Origin of the sequence: Legionella norrlandica, from assembly GCF_000770585.1 — a bacterium.
Taxonomy (GTDB): Bacteria; Pseudomonadota; Gammaproteobacteria; order Legionellales; family Legionellaceae; genus Legionella; species Legionella norrlandica.
Genome location: NZ_JNCF01000010.1, coordinates 1 through 24,207, shown reverse-complemented (window position 1 = coordinate 24,207; position 24,207 = coordinate 1). Strand labels below are relative to the sequence as shown.

The window sequence follows — 24,207 nt, the reverse complement described above, 5'->3', positions numbered from 1 at the left end:
AATATGACTATTACAACGCACTTAGATATTGTTAGTGCTGAGCATGAAATATTCTCTGGTTTGGTTGAGATGGTAGTGGCAACTGGAGAGTTAGGTGAAATTGGTATTACCCCAGGACATGCTCCATTACTAACTGTGCTAAAACCAGGTGAAATTCGTCTCACTTTACCAGGTGGTGCTCATGAAATCTATTATGTGCAAGGTGGAATGCTTGAGGTACAGCCTCATTGTGTCACAGTTCTTGCGGATGTGGTAGAACGAGCTGATCATTTAGATGAAGCTGCTGCTTTGGCAGCAAAAGCAAAAGCTGAGGCTGCAATAGCTAGTAAAGGTGGTGATATCGACTATTCTGTTGCTGCGGCAGAGCTAGCTAGAGCAGTTGCTCAAATTCGAGCAATTCAAAAGGCCAGAAAAAAAATCAAATAGTCTTAAAAATCAAAAATTAATTTCAAATAAATTGTTGGGTTAACGTTAAGCAAATAGCGTTAACCCAACGTTCTTGGCGAATTATCCTATTTTTCCATTCTAATTAACGTAATGGTAGGTCCATTTCATTACGTTAATTAGAATGGGTATTAAATTTTAATAGAAGTCTTGCCTGGAAATATATTAAAACGCATCGGCAATTAACAGTAAGATGTTATTTATTCTATATCGATTCACATAGTTATCCACAGGCAAAATTAATATAAAGAAAAAATTATTGATTTATTAATATTAAAAATCAATGAGTTACGATCGTTCTAACCAGGTATCATAAAAAAACAATAAAGTTATTCACAGATTTCATGGTGATTCGAATTTTAACATGATGAATATTCTGCTAAAATTACTTTGCATTATTTCGTCTGATTGCACTAGGATGATAGATAGCAATTAATTACTTAATAGAAATACACGATATGAATGAAGTGACTGAAAGAAAACCACTTACCGAATTTACCGAAAAAGCCTATCTTAATTACTCTATGTACGTCATTCTGGATAGAGCATTACCAAATATTGCAGATGGGCTTAAACCTGTTCAGAGAAGAATTATTTATGCCATGTCCGAATTGAGCTTAAAAGCGACTGCAAAACATAAAAAATCAGCTCGGACTGTAGGAGATGTTTTAGGTAAATTCCACCCACATGGTGATAGTGCCTGCTACGAGGCAATGGTATTGATGGCCCAACCGTTCTCATATCGTTACCCTTTTGTGGATGGGCAAGGAAATTGGGGTTCGCCAGATGATCCTAAATCGTTTGCTGCAATGCGATATACGGAAGCACGTCTTTCTCCTTATGCGGAAGTGTTGCTTGGAGAATTATTACAAGGAACAGTAGATTGGGTAGATAATTTTGATGGCACTTTGCAAGAACCTGCGTTATTACCCGCTCGTTTGCCTAATATTTTGTTGAACGGCGCAACGGGTATAGCAGTAGGTATGGCATCCGATATTCTTCCCCATAATTTGACTGAAGTAGCAAATGCTTGTATTCATTTGCTCGATAACCCGCAAGCTGATTTAAATGAAATTTGTGGATATATAAAAGGTCCTGATTTTCCAACAGAAGCAGAAATTATTACTCCAAGCGAAGTCATCAGATCCATGTATGAGTCAGGTAGTGGCTCCATTAAAATGCGGGCAATTTATACACAAGAAAAGCAAAATATTGTAATAAATGCTTTACCATATCAAGTATCTGGGGCAAAGATAATCGAACAAATTGCAATGCAAATGCAACAGAAAAAATTACCTATGGTAGAGGATGTGCGTGATGAGTCAGATCATGAACATCCAACGCGTTTAGTGATTACACCTCGTTCTAATCGGGTGGATATTGAAGGTTTGATGTCCCATTTATTTGCCACTACTGATTTAGAGCGTAACTATCGTGTTAATTTTAATATGATAGGTTTAGATGGTAAGCCGAGAGTTAAGGGCCTACTGACAATTTTAAATGAATGGCTAGAGTTTAGATTAACTACAGTAAAAAAGCGTCTTCAATTTAGGCTAGAAAAAGTACTTGAGCGCATTCATATCCTTGAGGGGTTGCTTGTTGCTTATTTAAATATTGACGAAGTTATTACTATCATTAGAGAGCAAGAATATCCAAAGCAAAGATTAATTTCAAAATTTAATTTGACCGAGAGGCAGGCAGAAGCAATATTAGAGATGAAGCTTCGCCATTTGGCTAAGTTAGAAGAAATTAAATTGCGTGGCGAATTAGATGAATTAAGCGCTGAACGCGATATTTTGGAAAAAACACTTGCAAGTGAACAGCTTTTAAAAACTTTGGTTAAACAAGAGATTATTAAAGACCGCGATGAATTCGGAGACCATCGTCGCTCTCCTATAATTGTCAGAGGAGAATCCCAGGCTTTAAAGGAAGAGGATATCCTGCCTAATGAACCTATTACAGTAGTATTATCAAAAAATGGATGGGTTAGGGCAGCTAAAGGCCATGATATTGATGGTAGGGATCTTAGCTATAAGGCTGGAGATGAGTTCAAAACCCAAACATTGGCTCGGACTAATCAACAAATTTTATTCTTTGATGGGGAAGGAAAGGTTTACACACTCCCAGGACATTCTTTACCTTCCGCACGGGGTCAGGGTGAGCCTCTCACTGGAAAATTAAATCCGGCAGAAGGTGTGCTGTTTGAAGCAATAGTAGGAGGAGAGCCAGAGCAAAAGGTATTGCTGGCTTCAGATGGTGGATATGGTTTTATTGCTAATGTATCTGATTTGTATGTAAAAAATCGTAATGGAAAGGCATGCATTAAGTTATCTGAAAATTGCCGTATTCTGCCACCCAGATTATTGCCAAATCGAGAAAAACTATTTGTTGCTTGTGCTACTAATGTTGGGCGCTTGCTTATATTTCCACTGGCAGAGTTACCAGAATTGTCGCGTGGAAAAGGCAACAAATTAATCAGCATTCCTTTTGCCAAAACCGTTTCACGGGAAGAGTATGTTGTTGATATACAAATCTTATCTAAAGAAGATTCACTTACAGTCCATGCAGGGAAACGACATTTTACCTTGAAGGGGGAAGATTTGATTCACTATCAGGGTGAAAGAGGACGCAGGGGTAATCGATTACCAAGAGGATTACAAAATGTAACTCAGTTGGAGGTTACAGTATTAGAGGAACATGGAACATAAGCCTTTAATTTTTTTATGTTTCCCGTGAAACAATTTGACTCAATATCATCAAAACTGAAAAATTATGGATTGGAATAAAAATCTCAAGGATTATGAGAGCAGACTCATTAACATTAAACCTTTTTTTAAAAAAAGGCAAAATCGTTTCTGAAAAAATATAGTTGCCCTTCTTGAAACAGCAATAAAGCCTCATGACAAAGTCTGTTTGGAAGGAGACAGTCATTCTTCTTACGCATGGCTTAAGGCTGGACAAGAAAAAAACTCTCATAATCCGATAGCATGCCTCGAGGTCGTAAACTAGTGATACAAATGGTTGAAACATACAACGCTTCAATGGCATAGAGTTTGCGCCTTAATCGGCGAATATCAATATAATTTGATCATAGATCTTGGGCCTGGCGATTCAATGAGTTCTATCTTGACCAAGGCAGATATAAAATTGTTCAATACGCCCTCTAATTACCGTATCATATTATAATAGTTTGAAGGGACTATATAACACCATAACATCGCTAACCTCCTCCATTATTTAATTCGGTCTGCTTGGTTTTTATCCAATAATCCAGTTTATTTCGCCAGGAAGAGAACCCACCAACTGCCAATCTTTGCAATATAATCAGCTTGAATATTGTTTGACCCATAATAGTCATAAATGGCACCTGCGCACATGACACATAAATCTTGTCTAGAGACAATGCTAATTGTTTTGTTGTCACACTCTTATTTTAAGCGAAATCCCGCCTACTTAAGTCAGGATGTTTCTCCGAGAATTGCTTTTAAGTTTTCTTTTGTTTCTAATGGCAAATCAGACAAAGGCAAAGTAGCTAAAGCGAGGGTTTTATATAACTTATTGATGTCATAGTTATTAATTGCTTCTAGATGTAGGGCAATAGTATTCGTATCTCCTCTAACTAAAGGGCCAGTTAGAGCCTTTTTTATACTATTAGTTTCGTTTAAGTTAATGATATTGCTTTGCATAAGATGGCATATCATACTTTTAGATTGCTGTGGAGTTATTCCGGCTTGTAAAAACAATTCTTCACTGTACGAGGCTAGAGTAACTAAATAGTTAGAAGCGATAGTTGCGGCAGCATGATAAATTGCTTTGGCTTCTGGTTGAATGGTGATAGCACTTGCTTTAAGTTGTGTAAAGATTTCTCTAAGCCAACTACAAGCTTCAGGATCCCCTTCCATAACACATGTTACCCCCGCAAATGCGTTGGCATTTATTAAATTAGCACTAAAGGCTTTTAGAGGATGTAAGCTTGCTATATAGCAACCCTGTTTTTTTAGCGGCTCAAGGATATCTGAATTAAGCGCTCCACTACAATGGATTACTAAGCTCCCCTTTTTTAATAAGTGCTCCTTACTTAATATTGAAACAATGTTTGCAATAGAGTCGTCCTTGCAGGTTATCCAGGTAATATCTGCTTCTGGAAGCTCTGTTATTTTACTAACTGCTTTTCCGAATCCGATTTCATTGCAGGCCTGGCTGGCACTTATCAAATTGGTATTACAGACAGAGTTTAAGCATGCAATCTGATTTATAGATATTGCTATGCCCAAATTTTTACCAAGTCGCCCTGCGCCAATAATATTGAAATTCATAGTTAAACCAGAGTTGTTTTCTACAGCACTATTATAATGTGAAAATGAATATAAATTGTAATTCTAGATTTAAAAATTTTCTCATAAGTAACCTCAAAAATTTTTTAAAAAATCACCCATTTACGTTGAAATTTGGTTATAATATTTACATTTTGTAGCTTTAAGAATATTAAAATCATTTAAAAATAACCGAGCTCAGTATAAAAATATGGTCTTAATGTATGATGCACTTAAATAATGGTTAATTTTTTAAATGGAAAAGAGGTTAATTTCCAATGAGCACTAAAGCCCAAGAGCTGGTAAAACAATATAAACTCCGTTTGACTCCCAAGATGGAAAAGGAATTGTTGTCAGTAAACAGTGGATTAAGGAAGGAAATTGAAAGCGTACCTTTTAATTCTGATGATAGATTGTATAAAAGTGTTCTGCAGATGATTATTGTATTTTATGAAGAAAATACGTTAGAAAAGAACCGTCATTTATTACAAGACTATGAACTAATAAGGCAATTAAGTGCATTGATCTGGGATGATATTCAAATAAAATTAATCCCATTTTTAATTCAGAAAAATTTCAGTATCAACAAAATTAAAGAGCTTTTATTTGAGGAAGTTTGCTACAGATCACTTTACGTTCTCGTTGAATTTGGATTAACTCAAGATATACAACAGCTATTAGCTGATCAAGAAAAGAGAGAACAATTAAATTTTATTAATAAATTAACCGATGAAAATTGCAGGAAGTTATGCTTGATATTTTGGGTCAAGAGCCACTTGTCGATTGAAGAAATACAGGATGTTGTTAAAGCTTCTAAGCAATATCCTATGTTGGCTGAAACATTAATTGCATTGGATAAGACAAAAACCATTTCCATAAAACAGTTAAAAAAACTAGCTTTAGACCCTAAAGAGCACCAACAAGAATCCATTTTGTATCATTATTCAAAGCAATGTAAAGTCTATGGATTGCATAAATCAGACTTGTCTAAATTGGATTTAGAGGATTTGAGCGCCTTAGGTAACTCATTTAAGGTATTGAATGAGGCTGGAATTACCAGCGGTTATGCTTATCGGTGGGCTATAAAAAATAACAAAAAAGGGCAATTGCTTCGCTTATTTTTACCTGGACTTGCCAAAATTGAAGATCTTCCTCATAGGAAAGCTCTAATTAATCTTTTATGTATAGGAGTTCAAAAAGGTGTAGTGACTCAAGGAAAAGCACTTTTGCAAATTACTGATCCTGATTTATTGACGTTAGCAAGGAAATTACACGAGCGATTTATTTGTGTTCAGCAAATGCAAGATTTGCGTTTTAAAAAAGAGATCATATCCTTTGCTAGTGAGGAAAATGATGTGAGAGCTAGTCGTTTTAGATATGTCATTATGAAAGTAGAAGAAAAATGCAAAGATATACATGAAAGATTACTAAAATCTGCTGTTGATAGTGATAAAGTTGGCAATTGGCAGAATGCTGATGAGAAATATAGGCAAACGCTTTACAGTATTGCTTATGATGGAATAACAAAATCAGGCATTGATTTGCATCTTAAGATGAAGAGTGCTGAAAAAGAAATACTAAGTATCGTTGATCCCGAGATAAAATCTTTACTACATAAAGCATTGATAGTCATAGCTAACATTGTTATTACTGCGCTTACCTTAGGTTTTGCTAATGATCTAAAAGAACGCCAAACTGGGAATTATTGGTTTTTTAATCAAACTCGTTCTGGAGAAGTCATCCGAGCTTTGAATAAAGAAGTTTTAACTGTGATTGATTCTTCAGATCTCATGACGCTAAATTAAAAATTGGTAATTCCCGCCATGCCATCCCAATCGTAGCGATGGGCTCTCTGCATTGACACAATTCGGCCCATTCAAGGTGCTTGTTGATCAAAGGTAAAAAGACTTCTTTGTAAGTATCCGTTCAGGGAAATGCACCTATAAAGACTCCGACATCTGGCATAGAATGTCGGCTATCCTCACTCTGAATCATGTCTAAGCAGTATCAAAGAATTATCTGGAATGGATGGATATTCGTATGCGGTAATTCCGCACTTACGGATCTATGCAGGGGGTATCAGGTGACTGGTATCTTTACTCCGACCAAAAGAAAGGTGTAAAGCTTGCACATTTATACCTATTAATAAAAAAACAGTAACTGTCAGCTCAAGCTGGAACAACTAGAAATTAGGTCTTTGTTCAATTTTAGTTTTTAAATTTTCTAATGTTTCTAATCCTGATTCTGGTTTAAAAAAACAATAGATTCCCGGTGCTTTGTTTATTAATCATATTCGATGCCCCACCTGTAGCTATTAATATAGGAATATTTTTTATTGCTACTTTAAGATGATTCAACTGGCTATTTTCACAATGTTTTAGTTGTTGTAGATCAACATCGATTTGATTAATAGTATCACTTATCATTTGGCTGCAAAATTGAAGCTCTTCAAAACCAATTTGATTAGAATTATATTGTTTTGAAAAATGTTGCACGGTAGCATAGATCACCTTAACTTTATCCGCGGCAGTAATTAAATCATTAAGAATTAAACGTTGTGATAAGGATTCAAGATTATTCAATTCTTTTTTCAAATTTAATTTTTAGTTTGGCATAATAATTCCCTCCATTATTGCTTAATAAATGAGCAAATAGTAAATCAAATACACATTAACAAAGTATTAACTCAAAAAGTGCTTAGAAACTGCCCGAATTGCCTCAAATTACCTGTTGCCGAAAGGAGGAAAGCAAAAATGGGGGAAGTACGCATGGATTTATATTTAAAAATACAGCGTTGGCGTTATCACAGAGGCAATCAAGAGGTTAAGAAGCGCATATTGGATGAGTTTTGCGAAACGCATGGCTATCATCGCTTTGATAATCCAAAATTAGTTAAACTTATGAATGACTTATATGCGAATGAAATTTCCCTTCTTTTTAATTTTTTCTATCCTTGCATTAAACTCATTGATAAAGTACGTATCCAATCTCGCATTAAGAAAAAGTATGACAAGCCGAAAACCCCTTATCAACGATTAATGGCTTCCAGTTGTCTTACATTAGACCAAAAAAAGATCCAAAAGAAACTAAAATTAGTATTTAGATTGGTTAATGTTCAGTAATCTTGGAATTAATTTAACCTTTTTGCAGTTCAGTATTGCTTTGTATGAAAATTACACTTGAACTTCTTGACTATTTCTGATTAATATGAGGAATGGGAAGGTTGATTTGATTTAAAGGATTTGATATATGGGTTTCCCCAAGAAAGCTCTTAAAGAGAGCCAATTACAATTTTTAACTGCTGGGAAAGCAGTTGACGATGGTTCTCATCAAACATTTAAAGTCGCTTTTATTGAGAATGGAATTCTAAAAGAAGCCTTTTATAAAAAATTAGCCCCTAAAGATCATTATCCGGAACTTCTAGCAAAACTAAGTGTTGCCGCCTCTTTCTTTAAAATGCTTTTTCAGGGAAAAAGAACAGCGGAGGAGCGTTTGGTATTTGACGATAATGGGCGCTTGGTAGGTACTTTATCAATTAGTGTGGAAGGATTTAAATGTTTTAGTTTCTCCCATGAGACAGTTCCTCAAGATCCTATTGAAAAAGATCAAGTAATTCCCAGCACAAAAACACTAATTGAAAAGAATTTTATTGAAATTCTACTAGGAAGATGGTTTCTTGATGACGACGACGGACATCCGCATAATGTGAGTTTGGCAGGAGATATTGATTTTGATATGTTTTGGTATTGGTTTACCATTCATATGAAAGAGCCAAGAGCTGTAATAGGTATCCCTAAAAAAAGAGTTGATTTAACAGTAAGGGATTGGGAGGGTTTTCCTAATGTAAAAGACTCAAAGCCCTATCATTGGGCTACTTATGAGCATCCTGGCCAAGAAACCATACCCTTTGTTTTACCTAAGCAAGAAAAAATAGTTAAGCTTGTTCTTCCAAAAATTTACGCTGATAGAACCAATTTGAACAATTGGCTCATGAACCGGAGGCTCAAGAGCAAAAATTTGCTGCTGCATTAAAGATTTTATTAACTTTTCAACCAGAAATGGTAAGGAAACGTTTAGTTGAGCTCTTTAGCGATATGACTCTGAATTACACTTCTTTGGATGAAACAGATGTCGCGTTGCGTAGTCTCTATGAGAGAGAATACCCCCATTTGTGTAATGGGGAAACTAATATAAAACCATTCGTCGACTTCGTAATAAATTTATATCAAATGCATTACGATAATTTATATCGTGTGGTTGTTTTTTACATGGGCTGCAAAAATAATGGGTATGGGGTGCCTTTGCCTGAGACTTGTTCAGCACTTTATTGCAAACCATCTTTCTATAAAAATATACTGGAATGGGCAAAAACGCAAAATGCTACTATTTTTAGTAAGGATGACAGCAGTATTCAATTTGATGAGAAGGAATTGCAAAAACGATACCATCAAATTTGGAGAGATTCTCATGCTCCTATCTTCAGAGATCTGCTACATGACTCCTATGCATTGACTAATAAACTATTACAACAAGTTTCTACATATCATGTCGTTCTTGACGAAGTAGAGGGTAAAAAAACTACAGATTATAGCTTAACCAACGCATGGGAATTATTTGGTACCATGCCAGAGTTATCAATAGAGAAAATTGAACCGTTAATTAGTGTAGATAAAAATAGCAATCTAAGACCAGCGTTACTCTTACTGGTTGATTTCACAAATAAATTTCATGCAGTAGCTAAAACCTATTATGAAAGAAACAGAGAGGATCTGACAGAAGAAGATAATTTGGCATTTTCCGAACAGTTGATGCAATTATGCGCTACGTATGATGTAAAAATTCGCCAAAATTTAGCCCATACGAGCACTTTAGCTAGTGAATTTAATCAAATTTCTAATGCGTTAAAGCAATATACAGGACGAATAAATTTCCAATTGCATTTAACGACTACTGATGAGCAAATGAAACAGGCAACAGGGATAGCTATTTCTAAAGAAGTGTTGCCTCATACTAATGAACAGGTCATCAGACAATTTAATGATTCGTTATTTCTTTGGGCGAAAAATTTAAGACCCGAAGATTTAACTCATTATGTTAATGAAATCATTGATACTAAATATGCTCCAACAATTGAGTTATTGTCAAAACGACATAGGGCTCAACCTGTAAAAGACTATTTGCAAGCTAGCCTTAAAGAGAGTGGAGATAACAGACTGGCTTATATTTTAAGTTCAGCTGATAATGATACGGGGGCTTTAAATACTTTACTTGTTCAGAATTTAACTCCATACGTACTACAATCCTATTATTTGCCCAGTATTAGTAATGCGGTTAAAGAGGGAAATTTTAATAGGGACATTGGCATTTTTACCAAAGCCGCTGTCGATTTTGCCAAACAGGATAAGCGGTTTACCCATTTGTATAGTACAGAAGGGGTAAAGTTATTTTATGAAACGATGTATGACTGGATTGACAAATTGCCTAACACTCAATTTGACGGATTGCTTGAGTCGGCATTAAAAGAATATGAAGCTGGATTATGGAAATCATGGTGGGGGGCAAATTCACGAAGAAAGGAAGTAACGAAATATTGTGAGAAATATTCTCAACCAAAAATCATAGCGATGACTTTTTTAAATGGGGACGATTCCTCATCTTTAAGTAGCATTTTATTTGATAAAATAATCGCTGCTATTCAAAAAGACGTTAATAAAAGTAAAGAGAAACAAGAAATACCAGGTTTTAGGCTATTTATGTATTATAATTCAAAAGAACATAAGGCTGAGTATTTTAAAGAAGTAAAAACTTATGCTGAACCTATATCACATAAACAAGAAACTAAAGCCGAGTCCCAAAAGAGTTTAGTCATTTAAGTTGGAAATCTATTTTTTTATAAATCACCTTTTTATGACAGTACGATACTCTTTGGGTTATGATTCCTCTTTTCTAATTGTTTGAGTAAGAAGTATGTTTTTTGATGTGCTAAAGATATTTCCCCAATATATTATTCCAAAACAAGCGATTACTACTTTAGCAGGATATTTTGCTAATGTTAAAAATCCCCGGGTTAAAAATTTTCTAATTCAGAGTTTCATTCATAAATTCGATGTCAATATGAATGAAGCCCTCATTGAAGATCCGAAGGCTTATGAATGCTTTAATGATTTTTTTATTCGCCATTTAAAGCCCGAATGTCGCTCTTTAGCGCAGACAGATCTTGTTTGCCCTGTTGATGGAAGTATTAGTGAAATAGGCAAGATAGAACAAGGCCAATTGTTACAGGCCAAAGGCAAATATTATTCTGTACAAGAGCTATTGGCTTGCGATGAGTCATTGGCACAGGAATTTGTACAGGGACAATTTGCAACCCTATATTTATCTCCAAAAGATTATCATCGGGTGCATATGCCTCTGGATGCTGAATTAGTTTCAATGAATTATATTCCTGGTGCTTTATTTTCAGTACAACCAGCAGCAGCTCGTGTTGTTCCCAAATTATTTGCGCGTAATGAAAGGCTTGCTATTTTTTTTAAAACTAAAATTGGTCCAATGGCTATGGTTATGGTGGGAGCTACTATTGTAGGTGCCATAGGAACCAGTTGGCATGGTGATGTAAAAAGATCAAAAAAGATGGAGCATTTTGATTATAAAAACTCTGCTCCAAGAGCTATGACTCAAGGAGAGGAAATGGGTTATTTTAAATTGGGCTCCACCGTGATTGTCTTGTTTGCTAATGGTGAGCAGGTGCACTGGGACAAAGAGTTGATAGCTGGTAGTAAAATTCGCTTAGGTGAGTCATTAGGAACTATAGTTCAATGGTACCGAGAAGAGGACTCGAACCTCCACGGGGTTTCCCCCACTAGCACCTGAAGCTAGCGTGTCTACCAATTCCACCACCTCGGCATTCGACGTTAAGTTACGCAAATTATATAGTTCTGTCAAGACATTCTACATAATGAAGTTAATGCGTATAAGGAAACCCAGCTTTAAAGATTCGTTCTCTTACTCCTTCCCATTCGCTGTTTTCTGGCGGTAATTCAATGGCTATACAAATGGCATCTGAAATATCCGCAAGTCTTAGTTGATAATACAAGTCGTAGGCTGCCTTTTCTGGATGTTTATCCAGTGGGTGGAAATAATTGGCTGCTATTGTTGGAGGTTTCTGGCTTGCTATGACATATATAATTCCTTCTTTTTGTTGACAAAATTGGGAAAGGGCTTCATAACAGTCAAAATAGTATAAAGTTTTATCTGGTTGATAATGACTATCTAATTTGCCTGGGACTCGAATGGTGTTTTTTTGAGTAGAATAATCAGTGGTAATCGTCTCAGCAATAATTTTTTCGTCTATTATGCCGTGACGTAAAATTTGATATAGATTAGGATTTGTTACATCTACGATAGTTGATTCTATTCCTACATGACATCGGCCACCGTCTAGGATAGTTAATTCTTTATCTTTGAATGATTGTTTAACGTGTAATGCGGTTGTCGGGCTAATTTTACCAAAGGGATTGGCCGATGGCGCTACTACCGGGACTTCTAATTGTTGTAATAATTTCTGGGTTAAAGGATGGGCCGGGCATCTTATCGCTATTGTTGATTGACCACCCGTAATAAGAGGATTAATTTTGTCCTTTTTACAATGGAATACCAGCGTCATTGGTCCTGGCCAAAATTTAGAAATTAATTGATGAGCATAATCAGGTATCTCTTCAACAAGCTCATTCAGATTCCAATCGGGTGCGACATGAACTATTAAAGGATGGTTTAATGGTCTGTTTTTCATTTCAAACACAGTTCTAATCGCGGTGTTATTATTTATGGGGGCTGCTAACCCATACACGGTTTCTGTTGGGATCGCTACTGGCTTCCCTTGCTGTAAATCATGAATTGCCCGATTTAGATCGGTAGTAATTGTAGACATATTTAGGTTCAATAAAAAAAATTTGGTGTTCAGCTTCTCGCAGAGAGGAAGAAAACATATTTTTTACCTCTCCCCAACTCTCTCTCCATAATCAGCATAGGCATCAAGTACAAGGAATAAATATATTATCCCCCTCTGCCTTTTGGGCAAGGGGATTTGGTATATTTCTCCTAAGTTGCTGCCTAATCCAAATGGGCGAGGAGATTTTAAGGTGAATATATAATTGGCTTATTATAAAGCATACGTCTCATATTGTGGAGTCCACATGGTCTTTTTTATGGCTTCATCGATCTTGTTATCATCCATATCTTCTATATGCCTTCTTTAATGCCTTGTAAAATAACTGCTTTCGCTATATGTTTGCTTACCTCTCTAATGGTAGTTAGTTCAGGGAGTAGCCTACCTATCCCTTTTTTCTCAGCTGGCGCTAATTCGCTTAAAGCAATGGCGGCAGACATCATCATTGAATTGGTGACCCTTTTAGCTTGTCCTGCCACAACACCTAGACCAACTCCTGGGAAAATATAGGAATTATTACATTGAGCTATGTCAATTCTACGGCCATTTATAGTAATGGGATCAAAAGGGCTTCCAGTAGCAATCAATGCTTTTCCATCTGTCCAATTTAATAAATCATAAGGTATTGCTTCTGCTCGAGATGTGGGATTTGAGAGAGGAAAAATAATAGGGCGCTCACAATAGCCCGCCATAGTTTTAACTAAAGTTTCATTAAATTGGTTTGGTTGGCCAGATACGCCAAGGAGTATGGTTGGTTGGGCATTGTTAATAACATCAGTTAACAAGATTTCCCCCTCCTTTTGTAATATCCAGTTTTTAAGGCTTTCATAAGAGCGTACAAAACCTTTTTGGAATGGTAAGAGATTAGTCATACCATCATGTAAAAGCCCAAATCTGTCAACCAAGTAAAAGCGTGATCGAGCCTCAGCTTCAGTAAGCCCTTGATTTATCATGGCCTGGACTAGTTGCTCACTGATTCCACAACCGGCTGAGCCCGCTCCGAGCAAGGCTATCTTATGATTTTTTAGAGGGACATTTGCAACACAGGTTGCAGCAAGTATGGCCGCTACAGCGACGGCAGCGGTTCCTTGAATATCATCATTAAACGTACACAGCTGATCTTTGTAGCGTTCTAATAAAGGATAAGCATGTTGTTGTGCGAAATCTTCAAATTGCAATAAGGCTTGAGGCATATGCCGTTTTATACTTTGCACAAATTGATCTATAAATTCATCATAATCTTTGCCAGAAATCCGATGATGTCGCCACCCGATATATTCTGGATCGTCCAATCGTTCTTGGTTATTTGTCCCAACATCCAAAACGATAGGTAGGGTATTCTCTGGATTGATACCCCCACAACTAGTATAGAGAGATAATTTACCTATAGGATCCCTAATCCTCCCGCTCCTTGATCACCTAATCCTAATATGCGTTCACCATCAGTAACAACGATGACTTTTATAGAGCGTGAGGATGCTATATGCTCAAGAATAGTGTCCAGTTTGTCGCGCTCGGGATAACTTAGGAATAAACCTCTCGGTTGTCTATATATGTGGGAAAACATTTCACATGCCTGGCCTACAACCGGAGTATAGATGATAGGTAAAATATCGACTAAGTTATCCATTATAAATCGATAAAAAAGCACTTCATTTCGATCTTGTAAAGCTCGTAAATAAATATGTTTTTCTAATGGAGTTTGTTTCGCACTATAAGCATCAAGACAGCGAACTACTTGTTGTTCAAGTGTTTCAATAACTGGTGGAATTAATCCATGCAAGGCGAATTCATTTCTTTCTTGGAGGGTAAAAGCAGTGCCTTTATTAAGCAGGGAATCTCTTAATAAATCCATTCCCTTCTTGTTCACTTTAATGGTCATTGAAACACTCCTTGTAATTATTTTACGCACATTTTAAGAGGACAAATCTTTAATTAATTCTTGCTTAGCTTCAAGTTTAGTTGATTTTTTTGATTTTGGGATAGGCGACTATTTTGCCTTTTATTTTTTACCAACATAAAATAGATCTTTTTCTGGTTTCAATTATTAGGAAAACCTGTTTGTGTTACTCAAATTGATAGAAAAGCTAGTAGATGGATTCTTTGCTGCTATTCCCAGAGCAAAACCACAACCTGAGAATATCATTAATGCTTTAGTGATTGCTCATCGAGGAGCTCACAACAATACGAGAGGAATAATTGAGAATACAGCGGATGCTTTCCGAATAGCTAGGGAAGCTGGTTGTTGGGGGATTGAACTGGATGTGCACCCAACTCAAGATAAAGTCTTGGTTGTTAATCATGATCCCACTCTAAAACGATTATGGCATAAGGATATTTTAATTGCTCATTTGACTTTTAAGGAGTTACGAGCACTGGAACCGCGGATTCCATCTCTCGAGGAAGTGGTTAGGGAGTATGGTAGCCACATGCATTTGTTTATTGAATTAAAAACAAGCATAGAAGATGAGGAAATATTACTACAACCCTTAAGCAATTTAATTCCATGTGAGGATTATCATTTATTAAGCTTGCATGAAACTTATTTTAAGAAATTGTCTTGTTTTCCTAAACAATCGTTATTGTTGGTTGCAGGGCCTAATAATGTTAGGATGTTTTGCGAACTCAGTCTAAAAGAAAATTATGGTGGAGTATTAGGTAATTATTTATTATTCAATGATAAAGTAATAAAACGACTGCAAGCGGCTAATCAACATTATGGGGTTGGTTTTGTAGACTCTAAAAATAGTCTCTATAGAGAGTTGAATAGAGGAATCCAATGGATCTTTACTAATGAGGCTGTGAGAATTAATCAACATTTGTGTTATTTAAAAAAATGTCTTAACCATAAGTCTTAATCTTGTTGTTTTGACAATTCTATGTTCATCACATAGTCTTAAATTAACAACTGAGATTTATTTTTATTTCTAACTTTTAAGATGGAATTTTATAAAGAATAAAATGTCTTAGGTGGGTATTTGGCAGGGAGATAAAATGACACTAAAAATTACTTTTTTAGGTTCTGGATCGTCCTTTGCTATTGGGCCCGAAAATTATCAATCTAATGTTCTTCTAGAGTTAAAAAATAATAAACTATTAATTGATGCAGGGACAGATATCAAATACTCATTACGTGATCAGGATTGAGTTACAAGGATATAAAAAATATTTATATAAGTCACTTGCATTATGATCATTGTGGTGGACTACAATGGTTAGCACTCATTACTTATTTTGATCCTAATTACTCAGGAAAGCCTTGCTTAATTGCATCTGATAAAATAATTAGCGAATTGTGGGATAAAAGTTTGTCAGGAGGATTGAGCACTCTGCCTAATGTTAGAGCAAATCTTAATAAATTTTTTGATGTACACTCAGTAAAACAGTATGAAGGTTTTATTTGGCAATCAATACAATTTAAATTGGTACAAACAGTTCACTATTATAGTGAATATGAATTGATGCCAAGTTTTGGGTTAATATTTAGTTATAACAAATCACGTATTTTTTATACCTCTGATACACAAAGCTCCCCAGCGCAATTAATTTCTTTTTATGAGGAATCGGACATAATTTTTCATGATTGTGAAACTACAGAATTTAAAAGTGGTGTACATGCTCATTATTCCGAACTTGTTGAATTGCCAGCGCATTTAAAGAAAAAAATGTGGTTATATCATTACAATTCGGGAAAATTACCTAATGCTAAAAAGGATGGTTTTCTGGGGTTTGTAACGAAAGGACAAAGTTTCTTATTCTAGCCTATACGTTTTTAGAGATTTGGGAATTAGGTAGCCCAGATAACCTCCGAACTACCATGAATACATGAATAGAAACAGGGCATTTTGCTCTGTTATTGCTCTGTAAACTGATTAATAGTCAGCGTTAATCGATTGACCAACTCATCAATCTCATCTTCATTAATAATAAGAGGAGGTAGCAATCTTACTACAGTTTCCGCTGTAATATTAAATAATACCTGGTTAGCCAAGCCTAATACACGCATGTCATTTGCAGGTCTGTCTAATTCTATCCCTATCATATAGCCTTTACCACGAATGGCTTTAACATGAGGGTGTTCTCCCAGGTTACTAATTAATTTATCCATTAATAAGGCGCTGTTTTTGGTTACTTTTTCACATAATTTATCGCGTTCGATGACATCCAAAACGGTCAAGGCAGTTGCACAAGCCAGAGGGTTACCACCAAAGGTTGAGCCATGATTTCCGGGTTTAAATAAATCCTTAGCTCGTTTACTCATCAAGCAGGCCCCAATAGGTATTCCATTGCCAAGTCCTTTGGCAGTAGTGAGAATATCAGGTTGTATATCATAATGCATACAAGAATAAAGCTTACCCGTTCTGCCATTGCCAGTTTGTATTTCATCCAAAATTAGCATCCAGTCGTGTTGTTCACAAAGTTTTGCTAAAGCTCGTAAATAACCCTCTTCGGCAGGATGAATCCCTCCCTCACCTTGAATGGGTTCTATCATAACAGCAACAACATCTTCTCTATTGGCTGCAATGGTGTGAATAGCATCAAGATCATTGAAAGGTGCGCGAATAAATCCGGGAACTAAAGGCTCAAAGCCAGCCTGGACTTTTCGACTGCCTGACGCGGTTAAAGTGGCCATGGTACGGCCATGAAATGCCCTTTCCATAACTATAATTGAAGGAGTTTCAATTCCTTTTTTATGGCCAAATAGTCGGGTGAGTTTAATGGCTGCTTCATTGGCTTCTGCTCCGGAATTGGCGAAAAAAACTTGTTCCATCCCAGCCATTGAAGTTAGTTTGGTCGCCAGTTGCTCTTGTTCCTTAATGTGAAACACATTAGAAGTATGAAGTAGTTTTGCTGCTTGTTCTTGTATAGTGCGGGTAATATCGGGGTGCGCATGACCTAATCCACAAACTGCTATCCCACTTAATCCATCGAGGTATTTTTTTCCTTGTTCATCATACAGCCATACCCCTTCACCGCGTGAGAAGGTTACAGGCATTGGGCTGTAACTTGTAATTAAAGTCATGATATCTCCCTAAACATATTAACATCCAGTAATGGATTGCTGTAATTGCTATTTATTTTCAATTTATTTCAGGTGACTGCTTACAAAGTCCCAATTGACTAATGACCAAAAAGCTTCAACATAATCAGGACGTCTATTTCGGTAATCGATATAATAAGCATGTTCCCATACGTCACAGGTTAATAAGGCAGTAAGCCCTTCGGTCATAGGGGTGCCTGCGTTGCTTGTGCTGATAATTTTTAGAGCATCTGATTTGTCCTGGACTAGCCATGCCCAACCTGAACCAAAGGTAGAAATTGCTGTCTGGTTAAATTGTTCTTTGAAATCAGCAAAAGAACCAAAATATTTTCTAATAGCATCGGCTAACTTACCTTGAGGTTCACCACCACCATTAGGCTCATGCAATGCCAATAAAAGGTGTGATTCCAAACTTGTGCTGCATTGTTGAAAATGCCTCCTTTCGCTTTCATAATAATGCTTTCCAGAGTCAGGGATTCAAATTCTGTTCCAGGAATTAATTTATTTAAATTAGTAACATAAGCATTATGGTGTTTGCCGTAATGATACTCCAATGTTTCTTCGGAGATATGTGGAGCAAGAGCGTCTAATGCATAGGGTAATTGTGGTAAGGTAAAAGTCATAGCAATCTCCAGATTAGAAAAAATTTAGCTTAAAGTCAGTTCATCATAAGAAAATTGAGTTGCTTCTTATACGGACTCCGGTTATTTTAAAATGGTACGTCTTCGAGCTGTAAGTTTAGCAGGAAGAATTTGATATTCAATGTACTTTGCATAGGATAAAAATTTTTATAGCCGCTATTACGAACGAAGCAAGATAACGATAGGTTTCGATTTTTGTTCTAAACCATGTTTCATGTGTAAGAAAAGGCGATAATTAACGGTAGATTTTTTTAACTCATAGAATGGTTGGTTTTTATCCATCTAGTACTATATTAGTATTTTATTAGCCGCCCAAGTAGGGTAAAATATAAAAGAAAGGGCAAAAGATAGGATTATTAATATTATTAGGGTTTGTTGATATTCATTTTCATGGTCCTGCTTAAACGCCTACCTGCTGCGGTTTATCCGCGACATCCATGAGATGTGGATACTATGGTTATAGAGCAATTGTTGATAGACCCTAGTTGCGGCCTTTTTAGGTTTTCGCCATAATTGTGTTGTTTTATTTTATGAAAGGTGCATAAGTGGATACTTTAGAAAAAATTCAAAAGCAAATTGCTGAAAATGCGATAATACTTTATATGAAAGGCACTCCAAAGATGCCGCAATGTGGGTTTTCAGCTCGCGCCGTACAATGCATTGAAGCTTGTGGAGTAGATTTTGCTTACGTAGATATCCTTGCTAATCCTGATATTCGTCAGATTTTACCTCAATATTCTGATTGGCCTACCTTCCCTCAACTTTACGTAAAAGGGGAGTTAATTGGGGGATCTGACATTATTGCTGAAATGTTTCAGCAAGGAGAGTTAGAGCCTTTATTGCGTGATGCAGTAGCGGTATGATTTTAATAACGATAGTGGGATTTTATACTTACCCCCTAATAATGGAGATTATAGAATGAGTGTATTAGTTGGGCGTAAAGCACCGGATTTTACTGTAGCGGCAGTGACGGGTGATGGTGAAATCGTTGAGAAATTTAATTTGCATGATCACTTGAAAGGTAAATACGGATTGGTGTTCTTTTATCCACTGGATTTTACTTTTGTATGCCCTTCTGAGTTAATTGCCCTAGATCATCGTATGGAAGAATTTAAAAGACGTAATGTTGAGGTGGTTGCTGTATCTATTGATTCGCACTTTACACATAATGCTTATAGAAATACTACCTCGAAAAATGGCGGAATAGGTCACGTTAGATTTACTATGGCAGCGGATGTGACTCATAGTATTTGCCAATCCTATGGTGTAGAGCATCCTGTTGCTGGTGTTGCTTTCCGAGGGGCTTTTATCATTGATACGAATGGTATGGTTCGTTCACAAATTGTTAATGATTTGCCAATAGGAAGAAATATTGATGAAATTCTTCGTATCATAGATGCAGTTCAATTCTTTGAAGAAAATGGCGAAGTTTGTCCAGCTGGTTGGCAAAAAGGACAACCAGGTATGAAAGCATCTCCTAAAGGTGTAGCAGAATATCTTTCTGAGCATTCAGAGTCATTATAGAATTCAAAAATTCCCATATTAGCGCAGCATGATATGGGAATGAAATGATAATGGGCTACGGTTCCCCTTAATCCAGGTAATCGTTCCTCTTATGCTGCTTTAGCACGATAAACACATTGTTCGCCATTTATTTATCATATAACAAAACAGATCGGCTGTTTTTTCTGCATCATAAATAGCAGAATGAGCCTCATGGCTATCAAAGGATAAACCTGCTGCTTGAGCCGCTTTTGCAAGAACAGTTTCTCCAAAAATTAATCCAGCCAAAGTTGCTGTATCGAAACAGGTAAAGGCATGGAATGGTGATTTTATGCCAGTTCTTTTAACGGCTGCTTTTACAAATAATAAATCAAACCAGGCATTGTGTCCTACTAATACAGCTCTTTGACAATGAGTGCGCTTTAGTAAACTGTAAATAGGTTTAAATAATTGTTCGAGAGCGATTTGTTCTTCTACTGCAAAACGAAGAGGTTGATAGGGATCTATCTGATTGAATTCTAGTGATTTTTGATCTAATTCTGCTCCTGCAAAAGGTAAAATATGTTCAAAGTAACTCTCTCTTCTTTTAAGGAAACCCTGTTCGTCCATGTCTAATAACACAATACACATCTCCAGAAGAGCATTTTTCTCAGGATCAATGCCAGCTGTTTCAACATCAACAACAACGGGTAAGAAACCACGAAATCGATTTTTAATGGTGTTCTTTGGAATGTTATTACGAGAAATCATTAATACTCCATTCTATAGTGCTTCCAGCAGCAATGGGTACTACTAGTGTTGATCCAAATGGCATAGAATTGGGGATTCTTTGAGCTGTTTTAATTAATTCTATTTGTTCTGTATTAACAGGTAGTTGGTAAAATTCAGCTCCAAAACGACTGACGAAATCATTCAGTTTTGTGAGTTGTTGGTGTTCATCAAAAATCTGAGTGTATAAGGCTATTGCAAATGGTGCTGAATAGATCCCTGCACATCCGCATGCATTTTCTTTTGTATTTATGCCATGGGGAGCACTATCAGTGCCGGCAAAAAATTTTGGATTTCCACTTATGGCAGCAAGTTGCAAAGCTTTTTGATCCTTTTCATGCTTTAAAATAGGTAAGCAGTAATAATGAGGCTTAATGCCACCAACAAGGAGGTTATTACGATTATAAAGTAAATGATGAGGGGTTATTGTGGCTGCTACGTTAGTTGGAGCTTGATAAATATACTCAACTGCAGTTTTAGATGAGATATGCTCTAGCACAATTTTTAATTTAGGGAAATTTGTGACTATTGGTTTGAGGTATTCCTCAATAAATAATGACTCACGCTCAAAGATGTCGCTATGTGTGACTTCACCATGAATTTGCAGAACTAAGTTATTAGATTGTAATACTTCAAAGAGAGGGTAAATTTCTTTTAAAGATTTTGCTCCTTCTTCAGCATTTGTCGTTGCCCCAGCAGGATAAAGTTTTGCCCCAAGAAGATAAGGCAGTGAGGCTGCTTGTTGTAGTTCTTCCGGGTTAACTGACTCATTTAAATAAAAAGTCATATAGGGTTGGAATGTGTATTGCCTAGGAACAGCTTCAATTATTCTCTTCCTATAACTTTCAATGGCTGTCAGCGTAGTCAAGGCAGGCTTTAGATTAGGCATAATCAAGGCACGAGCAAAGTGTCGAGCAGAAGCTTGAACGGTGTGCTGTAAAAATTCTCCATCTCTGAGGTGGAGGTGCCAATCATCAGGTCGGTTAATTATTAGAGTTTGCATCATATAAAGTTCTTGCATTATTACTGATTAAATAAGAATATCATGAATTCAGATATCTTGGATGAGAAAAAAACCATTAAGGAATTTATTGTACAAAAAAGTTAAAATTATCGCAGTAAAACTAATTTAATTCCTGCAATTTCAGTAGTAGATAAAGTAAAATATATGTCTTTTTCAAAAGGCTTGCATTTTACTAAAATAAGATTTTCAGATGATATAGAATGCTTATTAGTTCCTTTTCTTTTGCTGCATTCTTAATGATGTTTTCGAAGTTTTATGAAATAGGATAGGACTGGTTATCTTATGCCAAATATGATGAAAAAATGAGATTGCTGTTCAAATTTAGACATATCTTTATGAAAATATTCGAATTTTTAATAAATTTTCTTGACTTATTTGAAATCACTGCAGATACTCTAATCGTTGCATGCTTCGAACCTAAGCGACGATGCGTGCTATTGACAACTCCAAATGGTGAGTTATCAATAAAATGGAAACTCAATAATAAACAAGTGGAGACAAGGCATGTTTAGTTTGAAAAAAACAGCAGTGGCAGTACTCGCCTTAGGAAGCGGTGCAGTGTTTGCTGGAACTATGGGACCAGTTTGCACTCCGGGTAATGTAACTGTTCCTTGCGAAAGAACTGCATGGGATATCGGTATCACCGCACTTTATTTGCAACCAGTTTATGACGCTGATTGGGGCTACGATGGTTCTACTACAGTTGGTGTTTGGAATAATTGGCATGATGTGGACCTTGATTGGGATTGGGGCTTCAAACTAGAAGGCTCTTATCATTTCAACACAGGCAATGATATCAATGTGAACTGGTATCATTTTGATAATGATAGCGATCATTTCGGTGGCATAGATCTATTGCTGGGTTCTGAGTTCAACAACTACAACCATAAGTGGGATGCTGTTAATGCTGAATTAGGTCAATTCGTTGATTTCAGCGCTAACAAGAAAATGCGTTTCCATGGTGGCGTTCAATATGCGCGAATTCAAGCTGATGTAAATCGCTATTTCAATACAGTATTTTTTGATAGTTTCAATTCTAAATTCAATGGTTTTGGTCCTCGAACTGGTTTAGACATGAACTATGTATTTGGTAATGGCTTCGGCATTTATGCTAAAGGCGCTGCTGCGATTCTAGTTGGTACCAGTGATTTCTACGATGGAATTAACTTCATCTCTGGCTCTAAGAATGCCATTGTTCCAGAGCTAGAAGCCAAGCTAGGCGCAGATTACACTTATGCTATGGCTCAAGGTGATTTGACACTGGATGTTGGTTACATGTGGTTTAACTACTTTAATGCTTTACACAACACAGCCGTATTCACTGGTGGATTAGAGACTGATTTTGCTGCCTCTGGCCCATACATCGGTTTGAAGTATGTTGGTAATGTGTAATTTGTTAACTTTATAAGAAATTTCAGCAATACTGTTGACTTTATATAAGTCCGGCTGGATAATTTATCCAGGTACGCTCTCGATTAGAGCGAAGAATGCGTACTGTTGCTGATATACTGTTTATTAGTAACGAACGGAAATTAATAATAAAAAAGTGGAGATAAGCATGTTAAATTTGAAAAAAACAGCGGTGGCTGTCCTTGCTTTAGGAAGCAGTGCAGTGTTCGCTGGAACAATGGGACCAGTTTGCACCCCAGGTAATGTAACTGTTCCTTGTGAAAGAACTGCATGGGATATTGGTATCACTGCATTATATTTGCAACCAGTTCATGATGCTGATTGGGGCTACGATGGTTTTACTCAAGTTGGCGCTTGGAGTAACTGGCATGATGTAGACCATGATTGGGATTGGGGCTTTAAATTAGAAGCTTCTTACCACTTCAACACAGGTAACGACATCAATGTGAACTGGTATCATTTTGATAATGATAGCGATCATTTCGGTGGCTTTGATGAGTTTGGTCCTTTGTACCGCAACTATGACCACAAATGGGATGCTGTTAACGGTGAATTAGGTCAATTCGTTGATTTCAGCGCTAACAAAAAAATGCGTTTCCATGGTGGTGTTCAATACGCCCGAATTGAAGCTGATGTCAATCGCTTTATAAACAATGCAGTGTTCTTTAACAGATTTAATTCTGAGTTCACTGGCTTTGGTCCTCGTACTGGTTTAGACATGAACTATGTATTTGGTAATGGCTTTGGTATTTATGCTAAAGGCGCTGCTGCAATTCTAGTTGGTACCAGCGATTTCTACGATGGAGTTAACTTCATAACTGGTTCTAAAAATGCCATTGTTCCAGAGCTAGAAGCCAAACTAGGTGCAGATTACACTTATGCTATGGCTCAAGGTGATTTGACACTAGATGTTGGTTACATGTGGTTTAACTACTTTAATGCTTTACACAACACAGCCGTATTCACTGGCGGATTAGAGACTGATTTTGCTGCTTCTGGCCATACATCGGCTTGAAGTATGTTGGTAATGTATAATTTAATAAGTAATTAAATTCTTTTAGAGCCCGTCACAAAATGATGGGCTTTTTTTTTTGAAATGGAGTCCATATGTTTAAAAA

Annotated in this window: 15 protein-coding genes, 1 tRNA gene and 6 pseudogenes; 12 read left to right on the top strand and 10 right to left on the bottom strand. The window is 36.5% G+C overall.

The features are described from left to right. The first annotated feature begins 3 nt into the window (after positions 1-3). Both OK13_RS04025 and parC read left to right on the top strand, forming a co-directional pair. Positions 4-426, top strand: coding sequence for a F0F1 ATP synthase subunit epsilon (locus OK13_RS04025; protein WP_035888006.1), 423 nt, complete (start codon positions 4-6; stop codon positions 424-426). A 476-nt stretch (positions 427-902) separates the two neighbouring features. After that, positions 903-3,152 carry a DNA topoisomerase IV subunit A gene (gene parC / locus OK13_RS04020; RefSeq protein WP_035887928.1) on the top strand — a complete coding sequence of 750 codons (2,250 nt, stop codon included), beginning with the start codon at positions 903-905 and terminating at the stop codon, positions 3,150-3,152. A gap of 512 nt (positions 3,153-3,664) precedes the next feature. Here the strand turns inward: parC and OK13_RS14805 are convergent. Together OK13_RS14805 and OK13_RS04015 are read right to left on the bottom strand one after the other, a co-directional pair. Next, on the bottom strand, positions 3,665-3,802 hold the full coding sequence (locus OK13_RS14805) for a hypothetical protein (protein WP_173402494.1): 138 nt from the start codon (positions 3,800-3,802) through the stop codon (positions 3,665-3,667). A 100-nt stretch (positions 3,803-3,902) separates the two neighbouring features. After that, positions 3,903-4,760 carry a Rossmann-like and DUF2520 domain-containing protein gene (locus OK13_RS04015; protein WP_035887926.1) on the bottom strand — a complete coding sequence of 286 codons (858 nt, stop codon included), beginning with the start codon at positions 4,758-4,760 and terminating at the stop codon, positions 3,903-3,905. 275 nt (positions 4,761-5,035) lie between these two features. On the opposite strand from OK13_RS04015, the gene OK13_RS04010 reads away from it, so the two are divergent. Next, complete coding sequence (locus OK13_RS04010) at positions 5,036-6,562, top strand: hypothetical protein (protein WP_035887924.1); 1,527 nt, start codon at positions 5,036-5,038, stop codon at positions 6,560-6,562. Between the two features lie 444 nt (positions 6,563-7,006). On the opposite strand, the gene OK13_RS04005 is transcribed toward OK13_RS04010, so the two are convergent. After that, positions 7,007-7,351 (bottom strand): hypothetical protein, encoded by a 345-nt coding sequence (locus OK13_RS04005; protein WP_035887922.1) that lies wholly within the window; start codon positions 7,349-7,351, stop codon positions 7,007-7,009. 159 nt (positions 7,352-7,510) lie between these two features. Here OK13_RS04005 and OK13_RS04000 point away from each other — a divergent pair, with 159 nt between their 5' ends. The 3 genes and pseudogenes from OK13_RS04000 to asd all read left to right on the top strand — a co-directional run. After that, entirely contained in the window at positions 7,511-7,879 is a 369-nt protein-coding gene (locus OK13_RS04000) for a hypothetical protein (RefSeq protein WP_035887920.1), read from the top strand. Between the two features lie 127 nt (positions 7,880-8,006). Then, a pseudogene (locus OK13_RS03995) lies at positions 8,007-10,630 on the top strand (hypothetical protein). Positions 10,631-10,724: 94 nt separating this feature from the next. Then, positions 10,725-11,567: pseudogene (asd, locus tag OK13_RS13865) on the top strand (archaetidylserine decarboxylase); the annotation flags it as partial. A gap of 6 nt (positions 11,568-11,573) precedes the next feature. On the opposite strand, the gene OK13_RS03985 reads toward asd, so the two are convergent. The 3 genes and pseudogenes from OK13_RS03985 to OK13_RS03975 form a co-directional block, all read right to left on the bottom strand. After that, positions 11,574-11,660: transfer RNA gene (locus OK13_RS03985), tRNA-Leu, on the bottom strand. Positions 11,661-11,718: 58 nt separating this feature from the next. After that, the gene (locus OK13_RS03980; RefSeq protein ID WP_035887917.1) at positions 11,719-12,684 is read right to left on the bottom strand and encodes an L-threonylcarbamoyladenylate synthase; all 966 of its coding nucleotides are present in this window, start codon (positions 12,682-12,684) and stop codon (positions 11,719-11,721) included. Between the two features lie 231 nt (positions 12,685-12,915). Further along, positions 12,916-14,584: pseudogene (locus tag OK13_RS03975) on the bottom strand (NAD-dependent malic enzyme). A gap of 181 nt (positions 14,585-14,765) precedes the next feature. On the opposite strand from OK13_RS03975, the gene OK13_RS03970 reads away from it, so the two are divergent. Both OK13_RS03970 and OK13_RS03965 read left to right on the top strand, forming a co-directional pair. Further along, entirely contained in the window at positions 14,766-15,560 is a 795-nt protein-coding gene (locus OK13_RS03970) for a glycerophosphodiester phosphodiesterase (protein WP_035887914.1), read from the top strand. A gap of 136 nt (positions 15,561-15,696) precedes the next feature. Then, positions 15,697-16,463 (top strand): annotated as a pseudogene (locus tag OK13_RS03965) (MBL fold metallo-hydrolase). A gap of 92 nt (positions 16,464-16,555) precedes the next feature. On the opposite strand, the gene OK13_RS03960 reads toward OK13_RS03965, so the two are convergent. Next, entirely contained in the window at positions 16,556-17,725 is a 1,170-nt protein-coding gene (locus OK13_RS03960) for an aspartate aminotransferase family protein (protein WP_035887913.1), read from the bottom strand. Between the two features lie 63 nt (positions 17,726-17,788). After that, positions 17,789-18,366 (bottom strand): annotated as a pseudogene (gene sodB, locus OK13_RS03955) (superoxide dismutase [Fe]). Between the two features lie 563 nt (positions 18,367-18,929). Between sodB and grxD the strand changes: the two are divergent. Beyond that, positions 18,930-19,247, top strand: coding sequence for a Grx4 family monothiol glutaredoxin (gene grxD, locus OK13_RS03950; RefSeq protein WP_035887911.1), 318 nt, complete (start codon positions 18,930-18,932; stop codon positions 19,245-19,247). Positions 19,248-19,302: 55 nt separating this feature from the next. Further along, positions 19,303-19,908, top strand: coding sequence for a peroxiredoxin (locus OK13_RS03945; RefSeq protein ID WP_035887909.1), 606 nt, complete (start codon positions 19,303-19,305; stop codon positions 19,906-19,908). A 99-nt stretch (positions 19,909-20,007) separates the two neighbouring features. Here the strand turns inward: OK13_RS03945 and rnt are convergent, their stop codons facing one another. Beyond that, entirely contained in the window at positions 20,008-20,637 is a 630-nt protein-coding gene (gene rnt, locus OK13_RS03940; protein ID WP_035887907.1) for a ribonuclease T, read from the bottom strand. After that, a complete protein-coding gene (gene pyrC, locus OK13_RS03935; protein ID WP_152571571.1) occupies positions 20,624-21,658 on the bottom strand; it encodes a dihydroorotase in 1,035 nt (344 codons plus the stop codon). The genes rnt and pyrC overlap by 14 nt, the downstream gene beginning before the upstream one ends. Positions 21,659-22,183: 525 nt before the next feature. Here pyrC and OK13_RS03925 point away from each other — a divergent pair. Next, entirely contained in the window at positions 22,184-23,071 is an 888-nt protein-coding gene (locus OK13_RS03925) for an Lpg1974 family pore-forming outer membrane protein (RefSeq protein ID WP_035887904.1), read from the top strand. A 166-nt stretch (positions 23,072-23,237) separates the two neighbouring features. Beyond that, positions 23,238-24,124: pseudogene (locus OK13_RS03920) on the top strand (Lpg1974 family pore-forming outer membrane protein). Positions 24,125-24,207: the final 83 nt, after the last annotated feature.